Source organism: Photobacterium obscurum, assembly GCF_026191635.1.
Taxonomy (GTDB): domain Bacteria; phylum Pseudomonadota; class Gammaproteobacteria; order Enterobacterales; family Vibrionaceae; genus Photobacterium; species Photobacterium obscurum.
Genome location: NZ_JAKRRW010000021.1, coordinates 44735 through 63095, shown reverse-complemented (window position 1 = coordinate 63095; position 18361 = coordinate 44735). Strand labels below are relative to the sequence as shown.

The 18361-nt window shown below is 49.0% G+C and carries 14 protein-coding genes; 2 read left to right on the top strand and 12 right to left on the bottom strand.

Annotated features, from left to right (window positions below):
- Nucleotides 1–10: 10 nt before the first annotated feature.
- The 4 genes from prpC to MD588_RS20590 all read right to left on the bottom strand — a co-directional run bounded on the left by prpC (nucleotide 11) and on the right by MD588_RS20590 (nucleotide 3765).
- On the bottom strand, nucleotides 11–1144 hold the full coding sequence (gene prpC, locus MD588_RS20605) for a bifunctional 2-methylcitrate synthase/citrate synthase (RefSeq protein WP_265699575.1): 1134 nt from the start codon (nucleotides 1142–1144) through the stop codon (nucleotides 11–13).
- Nucleotides 1145–1237: 93 nt separating this feature from the next.
- Entirely contained in the window at nucleotides 1238–2308 is a 1071-nt protein-coding gene (locus MD588_RS20600) for an endonuclease/exonuclease/phosphatase family protein (protein WP_265699614.1), read from the bottom strand.
- Nucleotides 2309–2535: 227 nt separating this feature from the next.
- Nucleotides 2536–3039, bottom strand: a complete 504-nt coding sequence (locus MD588_RS20595) for a hypothetical protein (RefSeq protein WP_265699574.1) — start codon at nucleotides 3037–3039, stop codon at nucleotides 2536–2538.
- A 210-nt stretch (nucleotides 3040–3249) separates the two neighbouring features.
- Nucleotides 3250–3765: an O-acetyl-ADP-ribose deacetylase gene (locus MD588_RS20590; protein WP_265699573.1), complete on the bottom strand. Its 516-nt coding sequence runs from the start codon at nucleotides 3763–3765 to the stop codon at nucleotides 3250–3252.
- A gap of 79 nt (nucleotides 3766–3844) precedes the next feature.
- Here MD588_RS20590 and mobB point away from each other — a divergent pair, with 79 nt between their 5' ends.
- A complete protein-coding gene (gene mobB / locus MD588_RS20585; protein ID WP_265699572.1) occupies nucleotides 3845–4366 on the top strand; it encodes a molybdopterin-guanine dinucleotide biosynthesis protein B in 522 nt (173 codons plus the stop codon).
- A 187-nt stretch (nucleotides 4367–4553) separates the two neighbouring features.
- On the opposite strand, the gene MD588_RS20580 is transcribed toward mobB, so the two are convergent.
- The 5 genes from MD588_RS20580 to ygfM all read right to left on the bottom strand — a co-directional run bounded on the left by MD588_RS20580 (nucleotide 4554) and on the right by ygfM (nucleotide 13023).
- Nucleotides 4554–5933, bottom strand: a complete 1380-nt coding sequence (locus MD588_RS20580) for an NCS2 family permease (protein ID WP_265699570.1) — start codon at nucleotides 5931–5933, stop codon at nucleotides 4554–4556.
- Between the two features lie 185 nt (nucleotides 5934–6118).
- Nucleotides 6119–7435 carry a guanine deaminase gene (guaD, locus tag MD588_RS20575; protein WP_265699569.1) on the bottom strand — a complete coding sequence of 439 codons (1317 nt, stop codon included), beginning with the start codon at nucleotides 7433–7435 and terminating at the stop codon, nucleotides 6119–6121.
- 185 nt (nucleotides 7436–7620) lie between these two features.
- On the bottom strand, nucleotides 7621–9036 hold the full coding sequence (locus tag MD588_RS20570) for a solute carrier family 23 protein (protein WP_265699567.1): 1416 nt from the start codon (nucleotides 9034–9036) through the stop codon (nucleotides 7621–7623).
- A 319-nt stretch (nucleotides 9037–9355) separates the two neighbouring features.
- Entirely contained in the window at nucleotides 9356–12226 is a 2871-nt protein-coding gene (locus MD588_RS20565) for a molybdopterin-dependent oxidoreductase Mo/Fe-S-binding subunit (protein WP_265699566.1), read from the bottom strand.
- A 2-nt stretch (nucleotides 12227–12228) separates the two neighbouring features.
- Entirely contained in the window at nucleotides 12229–13023 is a 795-nt protein-coding gene (ygfM, locus tag MD588_RS20560; protein WP_265699565.1) for a molybdopterin-dependent oxidoreductase FAD-binding subunit, read from the bottom strand.
- A 410-nt stretch (nucleotides 13024–13433) separates the two neighbouring features.
- Between ygfM and MD588_RS20555 the strand changes: the two genes are divergently transcribed.
- On the top strand, nucleotides 13434–14687 hold the full coding sequence (locus MD588_RS20555; protein ID WP_265699564.1) for an ATP-grasp domain-containing protein: 1254 nt from the start codon (nucleotides 13434–13436) through the stop codon (nucleotides 14685–14687).
- Nucleotides 14688–14811: 124 nt separating this feature from the next.
- Here MD588_RS20555 and MD588_RS20550 read toward each other — a convergent pair whose 3' ends face one another.
- Genes MD588_RS20550 through MD588_RS20540 form a run of 3 tightly spaced genes read right to left on the bottom strand, consistent with a single transcriptional unit; the run spans nucleotide 14812 to nucleotide 18358 of the window.
- Nucleotides 14812–15711, bottom strand: coding sequence for an FAD binding domain-containing protein (locus tag MD588_RS20550; protein WP_265699563.1), 900 nt, complete (start codon nucleotides 15709–15711; stop codon nucleotides 14812–14814).
- The gene (locus MD588_RS20545; RefSeq protein WP_265699561.1) at nucleotides 15705–16175 is read right to left on the bottom strand and encodes a (2Fe-2S)-binding protein; all 471 of its coding nucleotides are present in this window, start codon (nucleotides 16173–16175) and stop codon (nucleotides 15705–15707) included. Before MD588_RS20545 ends, MD588_RS20550 begins: the two co-directional genes overlap by 7 nt.
- A complete protein-coding gene (locus MD588_RS20540; protein WP_265699560.1) occupies nucleotides 16172–18358 on the bottom strand; it encodes a xanthine dehydrogenase family protein molybdopterin-binding subunit in 2187 nt (728 codons plus the stop codon). The genes MD588_RS20545 and MD588_RS20540 overlap by 4 nt, the downstream gene beginning before the upstream one ends.
- Nucleotides 18359–18361 lie beyond the last annotated feature (3 nt).

The window sequence follows — 18361 nt, the reverse complement described above, 5'->3', positions numbered from 1 at the left end:
CAGTTCTGGGTCAGTGCCGTTGGTCAATTGGTAACCAATCTTGGTGCCCCGGACCAATATAGTCAGCACTCGGTCTGATAATCCTATTATGCTCCCTTTGCTCAAAGACATGCGCTGACCACCCGGTCACCCTGCTCATCACAAAAATAGGGGTAAACAACTTTGTGGGAATATTCATAAAATGATATGCCGCGGCATGGAAAAAATCAGCATTGGCAAACAACGATTTTTCTCTCTTCATCACCGCTTCAACACGATCGGATATGTCGTATAACACCGCATCATCGGCACCTTGAGATAACTTTTCTGCCCATGTCTTAATAATTATATTTCGAGGATCAGACTCCCGATAAATAGCATGACCGAAACCCATAATCTTCTCTTTATTTGCCAGCATCTCCATAATACCGGCTTCAGCTTCGTCCGGTGTCTGCCAGCGTTCGATCATATCCATCGCCTTCTCATTGGCCCCACCATGCAATGGCCCCCGAAGGGTCCCAATCGCGGCGGTGATACAAGAGTAGAGATCCGTCAGGGTTGAAGCACACACCCGAGCAGTAAACGTAGATGCATTAAACTCATGCTCGGCATAGAGGATCAACGAGCAGTGCATCACCTGCTTGTGTAATTCGGACGGTGTTTCACCTGTTACCATCTTAAGGAAATAACCACCGATACTGTCCTGATCACAATAGGTTTCAATTCGAACCCCATGATGGCTATAGCGATACCAATAGCAGATAATTGCGGGCAACAGAGCTAACAGACGATCCGCCTTGTCATATTCTTCAACGAAGTCATGCTCCTGCTCTAAATTCCCCAGCATCGAACACCCCGTACGCAGCACATCCATTGGATGAGCATCAGCCGGGATCTGTTCCAGTACCGTTTTCAATGCCAACGGCAAGCCTCGATAAGAAATCAGCTTGGTCTTATAGGCGGCCAACTCCGCTTTTGTTGGTAACTTGCCTTTTAGCAATAAGTAGGCGACTTCTTCAAATTCCGCATATTTTGCTAAATCGGAAATATCATACCCCCGGTAAGTCAGCCCTGTACCTGTTTTACCAACGGTACACAATGACGTCGAACCCGCGCTCTGGCCTCGTAAGCCTTCTCCCCCCAGTGCTTTATCTTTACCCGTCATCACTAACTCCCTACAGTTAATTACTATGCACTAAACATAGGCCAAATTATTCGACTGAACCAATGGATAGTCGATTCAGCACCGAATCTACAATTAAGCTTTCAGTGCAATATCAACCCATACCAAGCGATGATCAGAACCGGCCTGAGGTCGACATCGTCCTTTTTCGTCAGTGATGAGACTTCGCAGTGGATCTTTTTTGTCTGGCCAGAAAACACCGGTTTGCAATATATCTAGATTCGCCGACGGCAGCACATAATCCAACCGAAGACCCGATATATGCGTCCACTCCGTCGCCCGGCCCTGGCGTTGCTGCCAAGGAAGATGAAAGCGTCCACCAAAACTTTTAGGGGTCATCCGACCGGCACTCGCCGAACGATTGATTTTTGGGTGTAACAGAAGATTACGAATAGCTGACTTCATACCATCGCCATCGGTCATATCTGCATTCAGATCCCCCATTACCACAAAGCGGTCATTGAGAGCGAGTCCCCCCCGCAGGCCATCATCCGCTCTAAGGTGACTGGCATTATCAATAATCTCTGTTAGCAGTCGTAACTCATCATGATTACGGCGTGCATTACGTTTTTCAGCGCCATCAAAGACTGGTGGAGTCGGATGACAGCACAGAAGATGAATAAGCTGATCACCAATCTCAACAGGCACGACGACATGATTTTTCGATGACAGTCGCACCACCTGCTTAGCTTGCTGACTGTAATAATTTTCGGGCATACAGTGATTGGGGAAATCCCGCCACAACAACTGTTGCCAACTTCGAACCTGTGATTCTCGAACAGGATAACGAGACAGGATGACAAAGCCAAAATGACCATGATGTTCGCCAAAGCCAAGACCATCTGCCGGCAAGGTCAGCTCGCCATCTCCGTCGAGATCATACTCGCTCATTAGGCCAGTATTAGTTGGTGGGCAGTATCTGTACGGATATGAGATGGGTTGTTGCTGATGCTGGGGGCTTGCCAGATAATGGCGGCAAAAATTCTCAACACTGCCATCATCGCCCCCCTCTCCAGGATGATCAAACTCGCACAACATCAATACATCGGGACGAACATGCTGAATGATAGCCGCCAGGCGAGAAAAACGCTCATTACCCGGGGCCGAAGTTTGCTGAAAAATCTGCCCTGGAACAGGCGAAGACATAGAAACGTTGAACACCGCAACTCGCAGCGAGTAAGGCAAAGGGGGTGTCGAGAATTCAGAACAGGATTCAGGTAGTGTTTCCGTAAACAATGAAAGTCACTCAACATCAAAACAGGGAAACCGAGGATTCTAATAGCAATGGCTTGATTGCACTATTAAATCCCCCGCTTTATTCCTGATATTTGTAATGATGTCCAAAATCAGTCGTATATAGCTATAACACCTAATTACGTATAGGGGGATATCTCCCCCACCAACTGAGTGATTGCCAACCTGATTTGCTGCGCATCATGCATGGCGCGATGCTTTACCGGCCCGAGCTCCTCCAACGCCAACTGAAAGCGGGCCCGCTCGATACCATTTTCCTGCATCAGCCAATGACCGATTTCTGTCAACATAAAAGAAGGACGCATATGCGCGGCATGATAAAGCCTGCCGAGCCAAAATAAATCCCATTGGCTATCACAAAATACATACTCAAATCGTCCCAAAACAGCATTAAGGTGATGGCACACCTCAACAACCTGCACTCCCTTGAGTTGCAACTCCTGACGGGATATCTGATGAATTTCATGCTCGGCATAGTCATCCCAGTACTGCCAAACATCACTTGCGGTAAGAGGGTTAATCAATAAACTGTTGCCACTGCCATCTGGTAAAGAGTATCCCACTTCAATCGGATATGACTGATCAGATAAACCAGATGCTTCAAAATCCAAAGTTGCCCACATTGCACTCTCCCTGATGCTTATTTGATATTCTTCATGATCCAGTACGGCGACTCCCTGTCGAAATTACGCTAGATCACGAAAGTTGAATTTTATTGCAGCTAAGTTTACCTCTTATTTGGTATTAGCAGATGTAAACGAACTACACAATAAATGTAGCTTGTATCTACTCTTTGAGGGTAAAAATGTCGCCCTAGCTCACTATTGATACAATTATGATGTAGTGCCATTGAGTAATCTTTGATAGGTCTGAACGTCATCGGCAGAAAAGCAAACAAAGTAAACAAGGTCGATACTCTTAACATTTTTCAGTACGTCATTGACCGTGGCGATGGCAAGTTCCGCGGCTCTCTGTTTTGGGAAATGATAAACACCCGTACTAATACAGGGAAAAGCAACACTCTTCGCTCCTGCCTGCCAAGCCAATGTTAGAGCATTGCGATAACAGCTAGCCAATAGCTCATCCTCATGATGGTTTCCCCCATGCCAAACAGGCCCCACCGTATGGATAATATATTTTGCCGACAACCGGTATCCTTTGGTTACCTTTGCTTCACCTGTTTTACAGCCGCCAAGAGTACGGCACTCCGCAAGCAGTTCAGGCCCGGCCGCACAGTGAATTGCCCCATCAACACCTCCGCCACCCAGCAACGAATTATTTGCTGCGTTGACGATAGCATCCACATCGAGCGTTGTTATATCCGCTTGGATTACAGTTAACTTAGCCATTATTTTTCCGCCTCAACATCATGACGTCATGCTTAATTTCATTTAGGATCAAAACAAATAGGCTCACTCAAAAAACACCATGACTCCAATTATAGGTTTTGCTGGCTACAGCGGCTCAGGGAAAACGACACTGCTGGAACAACTGATTCCTCTACTCAAGCAACAAGGCTTGCGGATCGGCCTGCTCAAACACAGCCACCACAGCATAGACCCTGATACACCGGGAAAAGACAGCTACCGACTGCGCCACGCAGGCTGTGCACAAACGCTAATGGCAACCAAAGAAAGGCACATGCTCTACTTTGAATATCCAGAGCCTGAGCGTGAAGAACCCGAACTTCACGCCTGCCTGCGCCAGTTCGATCATAGCCAGCTGGATTTGGTATTAGTAGAAGGGTTTCGTGACGAGGCATTTACCAAGATTGAAATTCACCGGCCAAGCTATGGCAAACCGCTGCTGTATCCTAATGACCCGAATATTATTGCTTTTGTTACCGACGGCGACTGCCCGCAAGGGTGTGAGCTTCCCCAACTCGATCTCAACAAACCGGAAGATGTCGCGAAGTTTATTGGTGATTGGTTACAAAGGAAACAGAGCTAACTAATTATAAAAACAGAAAAGCGAGAGTTAACAAACTCTCGCTTTTGTTTTGGGTCCTGGGTCCTGGGTCCTGGGTCCTGGGTCCTGGGTCCTGCAGGTGTTACGAATCTTGAAGCTAGGTCAAGCTCTTGTTCTTCCCTAGGGCCTGATTTTCCTAGAACCTAGAGCGCTCTTCCCGCACCTATCGTTAAATTGCCCAGCCACCGGCATAGAATGCCACTAGCACAACCGCAATAATTACCGTACCAGCATTCAGACGTTTCCATTCACCGGAAATAACACGGCCAATGACCAACGAGCTAAAGCCAAGCATAATACCGGTCACAATATTACCGGTAAGAACAATAAATACGGCACATACCAAGCCCGACAGAGCATCAACCGAATCTGCCATATCCAGCTTGCTGACATTGCTCAGCATCAATAGACCGACATACATCAACGCCGGCGCTGTTGCGTAAGCAGGTACTAGGTAGCTGATTGGAGACAGGAACAATAACAGCAAGAACAAACCACCGACCACTGTTGCAGTCAAGCCGGTCTTACCACCAGCAGCGGTACCTGCCGCTGATTCGATATATACCGCAGCCGGCGCACCGCCGACGAAGCCAGCAAAGATGCTACTCACGGAGTCGGCAGTTAAGGCTTTACCGCCGTTAATGATCTGGCCGTCTTTATCCAGCAAGTTTGCCTGTCCGGCAACCGCACGAATAGTACCTGTCGCATCAAAAATCGCGGTCATGACCAGCGCCAATACGCTTGGGATAATAATAGGATTTAACGCCCCCATGATATCCAGGCTACCCAGCAGCGATTCACCTTCTGCACCGAAAGACGGCATAGCAAACAGCCCCTGATAGGTCACGTTAGGGTCAAAAATCAGACCAAAAATCGAAATCGCCACAATTACCAGCAAAATACCACCCGGAACGCGGCGCTTCTCCAAGCCAAAGATTGCCGCTAGGCCAATCATAGACATCAGAACCGGCAGAGAGGTAAATTCACCCAGCGTCACTGGCAAACCAGCATGTGGGTTTTTCACTACCAAGTTGACACCATTGGCAGCAATTAACAGTAGGAACAGGCCGATACCAATACCGGTACCATGGGCAATCCCCGTTGGCAGGTTGGTTAAAATCCACTGACGAACCCCGGTGACGGTAATCGCCGTGAAAAGTACACCCATTAAAAATACAGCACCCAAGGCAACAGGAATACTAATCCCCTGCCCCAGTACTAAACTAAATGCGGTGAAGGCGGTTAGCGAGATGGCACACCCTATCGCCATCGGTAACTTAGCCCACAACCCCATCACTAACGAACCAAACGCCGCAACCAAACAGGTCGCGATAAAAACGGCGCCCTGATTAAAGCCCGCAGCACCCAGCATACTCGGTACCACGATAACCGAGTACACCATGGCGAGGAAGGTTGTTAAACCTGCAACCAATTCCTGCCGTACGGTACTGCCGCGCGCCGTGATGTGAAAATAACCGTCTAACCCACCTTGATGTTGTTCTGTCGCTATAGTGGCAGGATCACTTTGTATTGTACTATTTTCAGACATGATGGTAGTTCCTTGTTTGAATTGGGCGTGAAGCGGACGGAGGGTCTCTATCTTTGAGGCGCCCCTTCACTGCCCAGAAAATATGTTGAGCTTCCTCTCAACCTGTATACCCAGTCACTTGGGTAAATATATAAACCCCTGAAGAACGTCTTTGAATCTGTATTATCGTAATTAGTTAGATGATATTAACCGCGCTCATAAACCAGGCGGCCATCAACATACGTACGGTAGATACTGCGATCATCACCCAGCGTCATTAACATGAACAGCTTTTCTGCCAAGTCTTTCGAACTGTCAAAACGCAATTGCTGCAACGGTGTCGAACATGGGTCAATAACCACAAAGTCTGCTTCTTTTCCGGTTTCAAAGTTACCGATAAGATGATCCAGAGAGAGTGATTTAGCTCCGCCCAGTGTCGCCAGATAAAATGCCTCAAAAGCCGACAAACGATGCTGCTGAAGCTGCATTACCTTGTAAGCCTCATTCAGAGTTTGCATCATATTGAACGTGGTACCAGCACCAATATCTGTTCCCATTCCCACTTTCACGTTACGTTTCCACGCTTCTTGCAGCTTGAACAAACCACTGCCGAGGTAGAGGTTCGAGGTTGGGCAGAACGCAATAGACGAATCGGTTTCCTGCAGGCAATCCCATTCTTTGTCTTCTAAATGAATACAGTGAGCAAAGACACTTTTGTCACCGGTCAGGCCGTGGTGATGGTATACATCCAGGTAACCGTCTTGCTCAGGGTAAAGCTCCTTGACCCAAGCAATCTCATTTTTGTTTTCGCATAAATGGGTATGAACATAAGTATCAGGGTATTCCTCCTTCAACTTGCCAGCCATTGCTAGCTGTTCGGGCGTAGAAGTCGGTGCAAAGCGCGGGGTGATCGCATACAGCAAACGGCCGCGTTTATGCCATTTTTCAATCAACTCCTTGGTTTGGTTGTAGCCCACTTCCGGCGTATCAAGCAGATAATCAGGCGCGTTGCGGTCCATCATCACTTTGCCCGCAATCATCCGCATGTTGATCTTCTCGGCTTCTTCAAACAAGGCATCAACCGATTCCGGGTGCACGGTGCCAAATACCAATGCCGAGGTAGTACCGTTACGTAGCAATTGCTTGATAAAGAAGGCCGACATCTCGCGCGAGTAGTCTTTATCTTTGTAACGAGCTTCCGTTGGGAATGTGTAATTATTTAACCACTCTAGTAGCTGCTCACCGTAGGCACCGACCATCTCAGCCTGAGGGTAGTGAATATGGGTATCAACAAAACCCGGCATTACCATTTTGCCCGGATAGCTGCGGACACGAACCGAAGCTGGGACTCTATCTTTCCCTTCAGCCCATTCCCCGACCCACTCAATACGGCCGTTTTCAACCAACATCAAACCATCTTCGATATAGCGAATATTCTTTTCGATGTCTTCTGGTTTATCGACTACTTTAGCAATGTCCAGAATCGACGCTCGAATCGCCTTGATAGATTGGGAGTACTCCATACATACCTCTATTATTATGTCTTTGCGCGCTAACCCGCCGATGTCGATAACGACAGTTGTAGGGTGATATCACGACGAGTCCGCGCTGACCTTTTATTAAATCTGTTATGTAAAACGCGTTAAATCACGTCTTAACTAAATCTGTCTTACCTAAAGCCTAGCCTTCGCACCTGGGCAAAGGGAAGTTAGCTACGCTCGGCTTCTGCCTGCTGAGCCGTCAGTTTTTCTTCCTCTTCCAACGCACGGTTACAGGCTTCGCACTCTTTGATTTGCTCTTCCAGTGCTTCGCGTTTTTCCTGCGCACTTTCCGCCTCGTCAGCGCGGTTGATCCCCAAGAAAATATTCAGCGCCAATGCCACCAGCGATCCCGTTGTAATACCGGAGCCAAGGATCACGCGCATCGAATCTGGCAGATAAGTCAGCACTTCGGGACGCACTGTCACCGCCATGCCTGATGCCACACCGACAGCGATGATTAGCATATTACGTTTGGTAAAATTAATACGTGAAAGGATGCCAATACCGGCAGAAATGATCATTGCGAACATCACCAGCCCCGCACCACCAAGCACTGGAGATGGGATGGTGACAACAATACCGCCCAGTTTCGGGAACATGCCAGCAAGTAGCATAATGACACCAGTAACAGCCACCACATGACGACTGGCAACCCCAGTGATTGAAACAATACCGACGTTTTGGCTAAAAGATGAGAAGGGCGTTGCACCGAATACAGAGGCCAATGCACTACCGACACCGTCACAAAGGATCCCTTTGGAGAGTTTCTTTCCGGTTAGCTTGGTATGTGTCGCGTCACTCAGCGCCAGGAAGTCGCCGGTTGACTCCATGATTGTCACCAGGTACGCAATAGACATTCCGATAATGCCACTGACGGTAAAACTGAGACCAAACGGCACAATTTCTGGCAGGGCAAAAAGTTCGGCATCACGGACCGGCGAAAAGTCGACAATACCCATGAAAATAGCAACCAAGTACCCTACCGTCATACCAATCACAATTGCCGCGGCAGAGATAATACCTTTACCGACTTGTGACAGGACAATCACGACAACTAATACCAGCAGCCCCAACATCAGGTTGCTCACTTGACCGTAGCCTTCCTGCCCGACAAAACCACCGGCAAACCAGTCCACCGATACCGGCAGGATGGTTAAGCCAATGAGAACAACCACGGTACCCGATACCACTGGCGGGAATAGCTTTCGGATCTGCGGCATAAAGCGGCTGCCGATAATCATCACCAGTGAGCCCACTAGCGATGCACCAAAGATGCCCGAGACACCGGCATCCAGACCTATGGAGATGGAGATTGCGACAAAGGTAAAACTGGTACCCATCACCACAGGGAGGCGAATACCCACCGGGCCAACCCCCTTACACTGGATAATCGTCACCACACCCGAAACCATCAGGGCCGCATTCACCAGTATCACCATTTGATCGGTCGGTAAACCAATCGCACTGCCGACCACCAAAGGCACGGCAATAATCGCTCCCATCGCGGCAAGCATGTGTTGTAGCGCAAGTAAAATTGAAGCCCCGACGGGAGGCTTATCTTCGACGTTATAAAACAGTTTCATTTCAATACCATCCGTTCTTTGTTACTTCCCTGGACTTGCGCGTTGCTTGAAATGCTCCTTCTCAGCATGACTAAACCAGCATTTGTCCGTAGAAAGATTGGACGAGTATAGAATCGATAACCTAGCCAGAAATTCCCCAAGGGTCTCTCACTTAGCCCTTTAGCTAAGTGTTGCCTCACCCCATAACACCGCGACTGAAATCAGATCAGCCCATACCGGCCACGCTATGACAGCTCACTCGCAAGAAATACCAAACAAGCGTTTGATAAAGAAGCGGCCATTTTCCCATCCCCTGAAAAATGACCGCTTCATGTATTACTTAGAGCTTATTAAGACCGCGAAGTACCTTCTCTGGTGTGAAGTGCCAATCGCGAATCCAGACCCCGCAGGCATCATGGATTGCCGAGGCAATTGCCGGGGCGGCACCATTAACGCCAATTTCAGAAATCGACTTGGCACCATAAGGTCCGACAGGATCATCACTCGGAACCAGTACCGCTTTGAAGTCGCGAGGGATATCGCCAATCATCGGCGCACCGTAGCTCTTCAGGTCGCGGGTTAGCGGAATACCGTTTTCGTCATACATCAGCTCTTCAGTTAAGCTGTGACCGATAGCGCGCATGCTTGCACCGTAAATTTGCCCCAAAGCCAAATCCGGGTTCACTGGTGTACCACAGTCGAGCAAGGCATGGAACTTGTCCAGCTTGATTTCACCAGTACGGGTATTTACTGCAACTTCAGCGAAGTTTGCCCCATATGGGAATGCAAACTCAGGTGTTGTGAAGCATCCTGATGCCAACAGCTGCCCCCAACCGGTACCACTTTCAGCCTTGTGGGCAATATCAAAGTAGCTCACCTGGCCTTTCTTGCCTTTGACAAAGCCTGGTGCGACGATTTCGACATCTTCGACCGACTCTTCCAGCATCTCGGCACCGCACTTAAGGATTTTCTCACGCATGGCTTCTGCTGCACGCTTGGCTGCATTACCTGAGAAACATGTACCCGAGGAAGCATACGCCCCCTTATCAAATGGCGCATGATCCGTATCGCCGGAATGAACAGTGATTTCGTCCATTGGACAGCAAAGCACTTCCGCCGCTAGCTTGTTAATTACCGTATCTAAACCTGTACCGATATCAGCACCACCTGAGTGGATGATGAACGTACCGTCAGAAGCCATCTTGATGCTACAGTTGGCCTGGTCGATATCAGGGATACCTGATTTCTGCTGGATGATTGCCACACCGCGACCGACTTTCCAGTCTCCTTCAGCCGTCTTAGGCGAATCCCACTCAATCAACTTGCGTCCTTCGCGCAAGATAGGCTCCAAGGCACAACTATGTACTTTCGGTGCACAGGTTGGCATTTTACCTTCACCAATCGCCGCCAGAATCTTCAGCTCCTGACCTTCCACAACACGGTTCTTCTCAACCATATCAAGATGATCAATGCCTAACTCTTCTGCCAGCTCGGCCATTGCCATAGTGAGGGCGAAGTTACCTTTCGGCGCGCCGTATCCCTGATATGCCCCAGTAGGACAGATATTGGAATAGTATGTCGTTACTCGGAAATCAACGTTATCACATGGGTATAGCGGCAGAGATAGTGCAGGACCATTGCTCGGTACTGTCAGTGCGTGGTTACCGTAAGGGCCGGTATTGGCACGGAACTCCATGTCAATTGCCGTTAGCTTGCCGTCTTTAGTCGCGCCCAGCTTCACAGTAACTTTGGCAACGTGGCGAGTAGAGTTAGAAATGAACTCTTCTTCGCGGGTATGATGGAAATACACCGGACGACCGGTTGTCCATGTTGCCCAGGCACAGACATCTTCCAACAAGATATCCTGTTTAGAACCATAGCCACCGCCCACACGCTCTTTGACGATATGAACCTTGTTCTGTTTCACACCCAAGATTTTCGCCACCTGACGACGGACGTGCCATGGCACCTGAGTAGAATCGTGCATGACCAGACGCTCGCCATCCATATAGCTGTAACAGATATGGGTTTCGACCGGCAGCTGCTGAACCTGTTTAGATTCGTAAGTACGCTCGATGATCACATCGGCTTCTTCGAAGCCTTTGTTCAAGTCACCGATATGGCCACGAACGCTAGCGGCAATATTCTTGCGAGGGAAACAACCAATCGGGAAGTTAACTATCAGTTTACCTTCGCGAGGGTCAGCATCGCGGTTTTGCTCTTCCAGATCCTCTGGCGCGCCCACACCGTACTCAATTGGCTCGTTGTGAATGATTGGGGCTTCAGGGGCCATTGCCTCATCGATAGTCATCACCGGCTTGAGCACATCGAATTCAACCTCGATGAGCTTCAGTGCCTGCTCAGCAATTTCTGGACTTTCAGCAACAACCGCAGCAACACGATCGCCCACATGACGCATCTTCTGTCCGAACATACGACGATCTAGCGGTGAAGGCTCTGGCGCACTCTGACCACCAGGGGTATAAGGAACATCTGGGCAGTTTAGGTGCGTGATCACCGATACCACGCCCGGTAGTGCTTCAGCCTTGCTGACATCCAGATGCTTGATCCAAGCATGCGGATGCGGGCTACGCAGCATCTTGATCACGCAGGCATTGGCCGGAATTCTATCTTCAACATAGCAAGGTTTAGCCTGCACCATTTTTGCCGAATCGATCTTCGGGCAGTTTTTACCAACAATGGTCAGATCGTCGCGGAACTCGGGCGCAAACTGCTGCTGATATTCGGGATCGCCCAGACGCTTTGCCGCCAACTCAACCACTTCATAAAACTGCTGATAGCCGGCATCACGACTAAATAGCCCCGATAGCGCATCATCAATTTCTTCGCGGTTTGGCTGAGGATTCGTTTCAAGCAATTGAGTTAGGATCAAAGCCAACGCCGGATCGTTATAGCCTGACTGAACCACACCGACATCAATCATCGCCTGCTGTACCAAGCTTAACTGGTTCCACTCGCCGAGTGATTCAGCCGTTTTAACTTCAGCGCCTTCTAGCTGAGCAGCGACCAGCAACGAAGCATTCTTTAACGTACCATTGACTAAAATGACATCAGAGCCGGCAAAGCCGAAACCATCATCACTATTGCGCACCGAGTGCAAACCCAATCCGTGCAACAATGTTTGTACGTTTTCACCAAGACGGCATTCCAGCGCTTGAGGACGACCATTAAGAGTAAAGTTGATAGTCATGATTACGCCTCCTCAACCAAGTGCTGGCATTCTGCCAGTAGATCGGTAACGACTACTCCAGCGATATAGCGTTTGTATTCAACGCTACCGATGATATTGGCCACAGGATGTACTGCATCAGCAACCGCTTGTTCTAACAATTCACCTTTTAAGTCTTGCTTCTCGACATCTCGCAAGCGGATAGGTCTGGCCGCGCCATTATGAAGCGGTGATACTCCGTCGAGGGCAATAATTTTATTTCCAGCTTTGTCGATTGATACTGCAGCCGTCACAACTGCCAGACCTGCAGCAGAACGAGCAATGTTGTATCCAATACAGGTAAGGTTCACATCCGGAATAATCACTTTGGCAATCAGGTCACGGTCATCGTTACTGATATAGGCTTCGACGTCTACCTCACGGCCATCAGCCAGCACCACATAGGCATTCAATGCCATCAGGCTAGGCACCAACAGAGCCTCTGATTGTAAGGCCGCAATCTCGCCACCCAGCGTGGCCTGGTTACGAATATGACGTGAATAGATAAAAGCCGCTGCCTGTTTTAGTGCCACAGGTACCAACTCGCTATCGATCAAAGTTTGGATGTGGCACATCGCGCCAATATGCAGGGCCTCGCCTTGTTGCTCGATTTTATCGAAAGCAAGGTTATCAAGAGAGATTGCTACCGTTTTTTCCGTCTTGGTTGGTGCAGCATTTAATTTCGAACCGCCAGCAAACCAAGTAGCAGCGCCAGCATGTTGCTGCATCAATTCGAGCGCTTGGGCAGTGGAGTCGGGTCTCAAGTAGTGTTCAATCATTTTTCTTACCTTTTTAGAATTCTACTTATATTTCGGTTCATGCATCTCTTTAAGAAAACAGAGGTAATGAAGTTTTTTGAATTTCTTAAGCACTAAAAAGGCAACTATTAAGCCAAACTTCTTAATCCCTCGGATAAGAAATGAGTTTCGTGAGCGCGGTCAGAAATCAGACCAGAAATGAGAACTAAATCAATGTGATCACTTTGATTCAAGAAAGGAATATAACGAGAGCCCAATGCCTAAATAAGATCGCTTCTCACTCCGCGCCTGTTATCTATCAAATTAATACGTCCACTATCAAATTGATATTGATAGCGATGAGAGACAAGCGAACTTAAAGTACACACTACAGACTGCTAGACTTCTAACAAGCAATCGGTATCGCAACCGAACTTCTGATGGATATCGGGATGGTTAAACAAGCAGAACAGTTACAGCAGCATCTCCTTTCATCGGGAATACCATCCGATTTCTCGACCATTCCTATGCACCAGACCATACCCGGTGACGTTTTGCATGAGATAGACCAGTTTATTGAAATATTTGAGCAGGTAACAAGCCGCACGGCATGGCTTAGCACTGCACTTAGGGAAACACCGGAGGTTGCCCAGATACATCATTGCGAAACCTGTTTTTTTAGTGCCTGGGATATACATCTGCCGCCAGAACATCCCCACCAGTGGCAACTGATCGAATTCAATGACAACGGCTCAGGTTTCCTCTTCGCGGGTCTTATCAACCAGGTGTATTACGACCTATTTTTGTCTAAAACAACGGAAGCATCAGCAACAGAGGCAAATGATAGCGTCAAGCCTCCCCTTTGTTACGCGCAACTCTGCAGCCAGATACAAACAATGATAGCCGCCGAAAGCCATGCCTTTTTCGGCCAACAGCCCGATGGCTTGCTATTGATCCTCGATGATAGTGAGTCCTTGCAAACAGGGAGATTCCGTCACGAACACCAGCTATTAGCTAAGATAGCCCAAGGGCAAGGATGGCATACTGCCATTGATTCCCCTGAGTCACTCTACTGGGACGGCAGGCAACTGCTGTTGCTTGAAGGTTCAGGAGAACAGACGGCAGGAAAACCAGTGGCATTCATCATCAACCGCTCTACCGACTTTCTGTGGCAGGATGCCATTTTTACACCATTAAACCAGGCTTATAAAAGTGGCAGTGTGTATGTCGCCCCCAACCCTTTCAGCTACGCAACAAAAAGCGACAAGCGACTACTGGAATATCTGTCACGGCCAGATTGGGATAATGAACTCGGAATTAAGAAAAACGAACGGGCAATGCTAAGCAGCCATGTTCCTGCAACCTACCTGCTGACTGAAGCAAACCTGAGCCAACTCGCAGAACAAAAAGCCGATTTTGTTTTTAAGCCCACCCATGGTCATGCCAGCCTTGGGGTACTCAACAGCCATGAAATCGGAAAACATCGATTGCAACGACTACTGGCAAAAGGACATCCGTATATTGCTCAACAGATTGCCGAGAAATCGCAGCTATTGCCGGAGACTAACCACCCTCTGTGGAGCGATTTACGGGTTTGGGCCTATAAAGGGAGACGCTTCCTGATCTCCGGGCGCGCCTCTAGCCGCAAAGAACGCCTCGATTTGCACCCTCCGGGTGGATGGGTGCCGACTTTTGAAAGTTTATAAACAAGCTTCCTGAATGACTACAATCAAAAACAAAAAAAAGGGGCCATCGCCCCCTGAAACATGAAAGAAAATAAAAAAGAGGATGGAATATACCCAAGTAACTTCAAGCTACTTGGGTATAACACTATTGAACGCTGAGTTGAGACAACCAACGTTGTAATAGATTGAGGGATGCCTGATGACGATATTCGGCAGTTGATCGCTGGTCATCAATAGGACGAATGATCTCGCTGTACATACCCACTACTTCATTAACAAACCGTGGCTTTGCTAATTTTTCGGTCGGTTGCCCAATCAGAAGCGATTCCAGCTCACGACTACGGACAACCGTCGGTCCTACAGCCCCAAACGCAACCCGCCAATCTACTAGCTTACCTTTGCCGGTTCGGCCTTTTTTGACCTTTGCCAAACCAGCTACCGACAACTTTGTTAGTGCATTGGCTGCGCGGGTACCAACCTTATGATAAAAGGTGATCGGCAAATCCGACTGTGGTATCACAACATGAGTCAGCATCTCACCTTGTCTGAGCTGGGTTAGCCCCGGAGCCAGAACGAAATCTTCCAAGGCCATTTCGCGTTGCCCTTGCACTGATGACAACACCACACGGGCATCAAGCAGATACAACGCGGGCAATGAATCGGCAGCAGGAGAGGCATTACAGATATTGCCAGCCATTGTTGCTCGGTTTCGCAATGCCGGCGCAGCAATTTTCGCCACACTTTGACGCAAAACATCGGGGATTAACGGATGGCACTCAATCTCACTCAATGTGACTCCGGCACCTATGAATATCCCTGAATCAACGCCACCATCTCGATCTGGCTCAAGGCTGGCCTGGGTTATATGTTTCAGCTCATCAATCGCATCGACAAACACCACGTCACGGCAAAAGCTCGGGCTCATCCCCGGGCGAACACTGTGCCTGACCATCAGATCTGTGCCGCCGGAAAACAGGGTATGATCACCAACCGCCAGTTTATCGAGTGCTTGCTCCAAGGTCTCAGGACGATAGACAGTTACCATAACCCTTCTCCTTTGGTGGCAGCAATCTTGGCCGCATCGATGATCATGCCATAGCCGGTACAACGACACAGGTTGCCTGAAATAGCAGTACGAATTTCCTGTTCGCTCGGATTGGCATTTGCCTCAAGCAAGGCATAAAGCGCCAACACCATACCGGGAGTACAGAAACCGCACTGAACCCCTTTTGCCTCAAGCAAGGCATCAATCACACACTGACCCTTTTCGGTCTGACGCAAGCCTTCCAGAGTCATGAGCTCGGCGCCCTGAGCCTGAGCAATCGGCATCATACAGGCGTTGACCAGCTTGCCGTTGAACAAGATCGAGCAGGCTCCGCACTCTCCTTCGCCACATCCCTCTTTGGTAGCTGTCTGTTTTAGATTGCCGCGCAATGTATTCAATAATGACTGCATTGGGTCGACATCTACCGTGATAAGCTGGTTATTTAGATAGAACTCGATATTCATTGCGCCTTACCTCTAGCTACTTTTCCTGCCGACTGATCAGACGCATACAGTGCCTGACAGACTTTCTCCGGCGTAACCGGGATCGAGGACAATGGCTTGCCAATCGCCGCTTCTACTGCAGCGGCAAACGCGGCAGCCCCTCCATTGTGAGTCAGTTCACCGCCCCCCTTGGCACCGTTTGGCCCAAACGGGTATGGATTATCAACCAGCCCACTTTCAATGGTCGGAACATCAAGTGCCGTCGGGATCACGTAATCGGCCATGGTTTTCTGAGCAAATACCCCATCTTGGTTCAGCTCCATTTTCTCGCAACTCCCGTAGCCAAGAGCCTGCACCAAACCACCGTCGATCTGCCCCCTGAAGACTTTTTCATCAATCGCCCGGCCAATATCATACATCGCCCATGCACCGATGATATCTGTTTCACCGGTCGCCATATCGACTTCGACTTCCACCACGTTCATGCCGTAGCTAGTCGCCTGATAGGCGTTGCCCTGATAGGTATTCTGGTCCCAGACGTGATAATCAGGCTTGCGATACACTTCCTCGATTTCCTGCTTCTCACCTTCCAGCCAGTTCAGCTGCAGTTTTTGTGCTGCTTTCTCCAGCAAGTAGCCGACAATCAGGATAGAACGCGAGGCTACAGTCGGACCGGAATCCGGCACAATACCGGTATCCGGCACTGCCAAGTGGATCGTCTCTAATGGTTTATTGAGCGTTTCGGCGACAATTTTGCGGAATGTCAGGCTAAGCCCCTGGCCAATATCGGTGTTCGAGGCCAAGATTTGTACGTCATCATTTTCTAGTTTAATGAGTCGCACCTTCGCGCGTACCAGAGTATCTTCCAGATCGCCGGCAAAACCGCAGCCATGCTGGAAGACTGCTAGGCCAATGCCTTTTCGCTTGCCACTGCCGAGACAATTCTCGTGCTGTTCGGGCTGAAAGGCATAGAGCGCAGTTTTGGTGTGATAATCCGACATCTCCAGAATGCGTTCATACATCTGATCAAGCACCAGATCACCAAAGATCTTGGCACCGGTCATGGTAGTGGAATCCGCCTTCAGGAAGTGACGTTGTTTGAAAGCGGCTGGGTCTTGTCCTAACTGTTTTGCCACATGGTTGATGTGAGTTTCCATGCAGAAACAGGTTTGCGGGGAACCAAAGCCACGGAACGCGCCAGTCGGTACCGTATTGGTGGTCCAGGCATGACCTTCAACACGAACGTTTGGAATATCGTAGACGTTGGTGACCGTAGTGATCGACCGCTGCAATACTATGCCTGACAGACTCAGGTAGGCACCGGAATTTACGTCGAACTTCACGTCCATCGCGACAATATTGCCATCAGCATCGATCCCGGTTTTATAGTGGAACTCGACCGGATGGCGTTTCGAGGTAAAGGCAATATCTTCGCTGCGTTCCAGCACAATCCGAATAGGCTGCTGAAGTTTATTGACCGCAACCGCCAATGGGCCTGCCAGTACATCCGGATAGTCTTCCTTACCACCAAAACCACCACCGGTCGGGCATTGAATCGCGCGAACATGGTCATGACCGAGGACTACGGCCATACAGTGATGAACATAGAAAGGACATTGCATCGATCCTTCAATGACAACTTTGCCATCTTTGGGGTAGCCAACGCACCCCTGAGTTTCGAGATAGATATGCTCCTGATAACCCGTACTGCACGTTTCTTCAATAATCGTAACAGCTTGTGCAAAACCCTCGTCGATATCACCTTTAGTCAACGCATGGGTATCAAGTACATTGTCTGTTGAATGAATGGCGCCATCGATGAGTGCTTTCGATTGCTCAATCGTATAAGCGGGCGTCAGTGGTGAGTAGTCCACCTTAATTTGTTGCAGTAATTGTTCAATAACATCGGGATTGGGGCCGACCAGTAAATAGATCACCTGGCCTACGTAACGGACTTCTTTGTCAGCGAATGCTGGCCAATCAATCTCAACAATTGGCAGTACATTTTGTCCCGGAACATCATCGGCACCAAACAAATGGTAGCCTTCAGGCAATTCCGGGATCTCAACCGATTTTATTACGCCTCTGGGGCAAGAAGAGCGGTAGAACCGCCCTTCTAATAGTCCCTCGTAATGGCGGTCGGCAATATACTTAGCTTCACCAGTGGCTTCGGACCACTTGAATTTAGTATTAACCGTATCCATACA

What these genes read in the sequence shown, in the direction of transcription:
- ygfM (WP_265699565.1), bottom strand. Translation starts at nt 13,023, where the DNA reads ATGATTGAACACTACTTGAGACCCGACTCCACTGCCCAAGCGCTCGAA.
- MD588_RS20595 (WP_265699574.1), bottom strand. Translation starts at nt 3,039, where the DNA reads ATGTGGGCAACTTTGGATTTTGAAGCATCTGGTTTATCTGATCAGTCA.
- MD588_RS20565 (WP_265699566.1), bottom strand. Translation starts at nt 12,226, where the DNA reads ATGACTATCAACTTTACTCTTAATGGTCGTCCTCAAGCGCTGGAATGC.
- MD588_RS20555 (WP_265699564.1), top strand. Translation starts at nt 13,434, where the DNA reads ATGGTTAAACAAGCAGAACAGTTACAGCAGCATCTCCTTTCATCGGGA.
- MD588_RS20545 (WP_265699561.1), bottom strand. Translation starts at nt 16,175, where the DNA reads ATGAATATCGAGTTCTATCTAAATAACCAGCTTATCACGGTAGATGTC.
- prpC (WP_265699575.1), bottom strand. Translation starts at nt 1,144, where the DNA reads ATGACGGGTAAAGATAAAGCACTGGGGGGAGAAGGCTTACGAGGCCAG.
- MD588_RS20590 (WP_265699573.1), bottom strand. Translation starts at nt 3,765, where the DNA reads ATGGCTAAGTTAACTGTAATCCAAGCGGATATAACAACGCTCGATGTG.
- MD588_RS20580 (WP_265699570.1), bottom strand. Translation starts at nt 5,933, where the DNA reads ATGTCTGAAAATAGTACAATACAAAGTGATCCTGCCACTATAGCGACA.
- MD588_RS20570 (WP_265699567.1), bottom strand. Translation starts at nt 9,036, where the DNA reads ATGAAACTGTTTTATAACGTCGAAGATAAGCCTCCCGTCGGGGCTTCA.
- MD588_RS20600 (WP_265699614.1), bottom strand. Translation starts at nt 2,308, where the DNA reads ATGTCTTCGCCTGTTCCAGGGCAGATTTTTCAGCAAACTTCGGCCCCG.
- MD588_RS20550 (WP_265699563.1), bottom strand. Translation starts at nt 15,711, where the DNA reads ATGGTAACTGTCTATCGTCCTGAGACCTTGGAGCAAGCACTCGATAAA.
- MD588_RS20540 (WP_265699560.1), bottom strand. Translation starts at nt 18,358, where the DNA reads ATGGATACGGTTAATACTAAATTCAAGTGGTCCGAAGCCACTGGTGAA.
- guaD (WP_265699569.1), bottom strand. Translation starts at nt 7,435, where the DNA reads ATGGAGTACTCCCAATCTATCAAGGCGATTCGAGCGTCGATTCTGGAC.
- mobB (WP_265699572.1), top strand. Translation starts at nt 3,845, where the DNA reads ATGACTCCAATTATAGGTTTTGCTGGCTACAGCGGCTCAGGGAAAACG.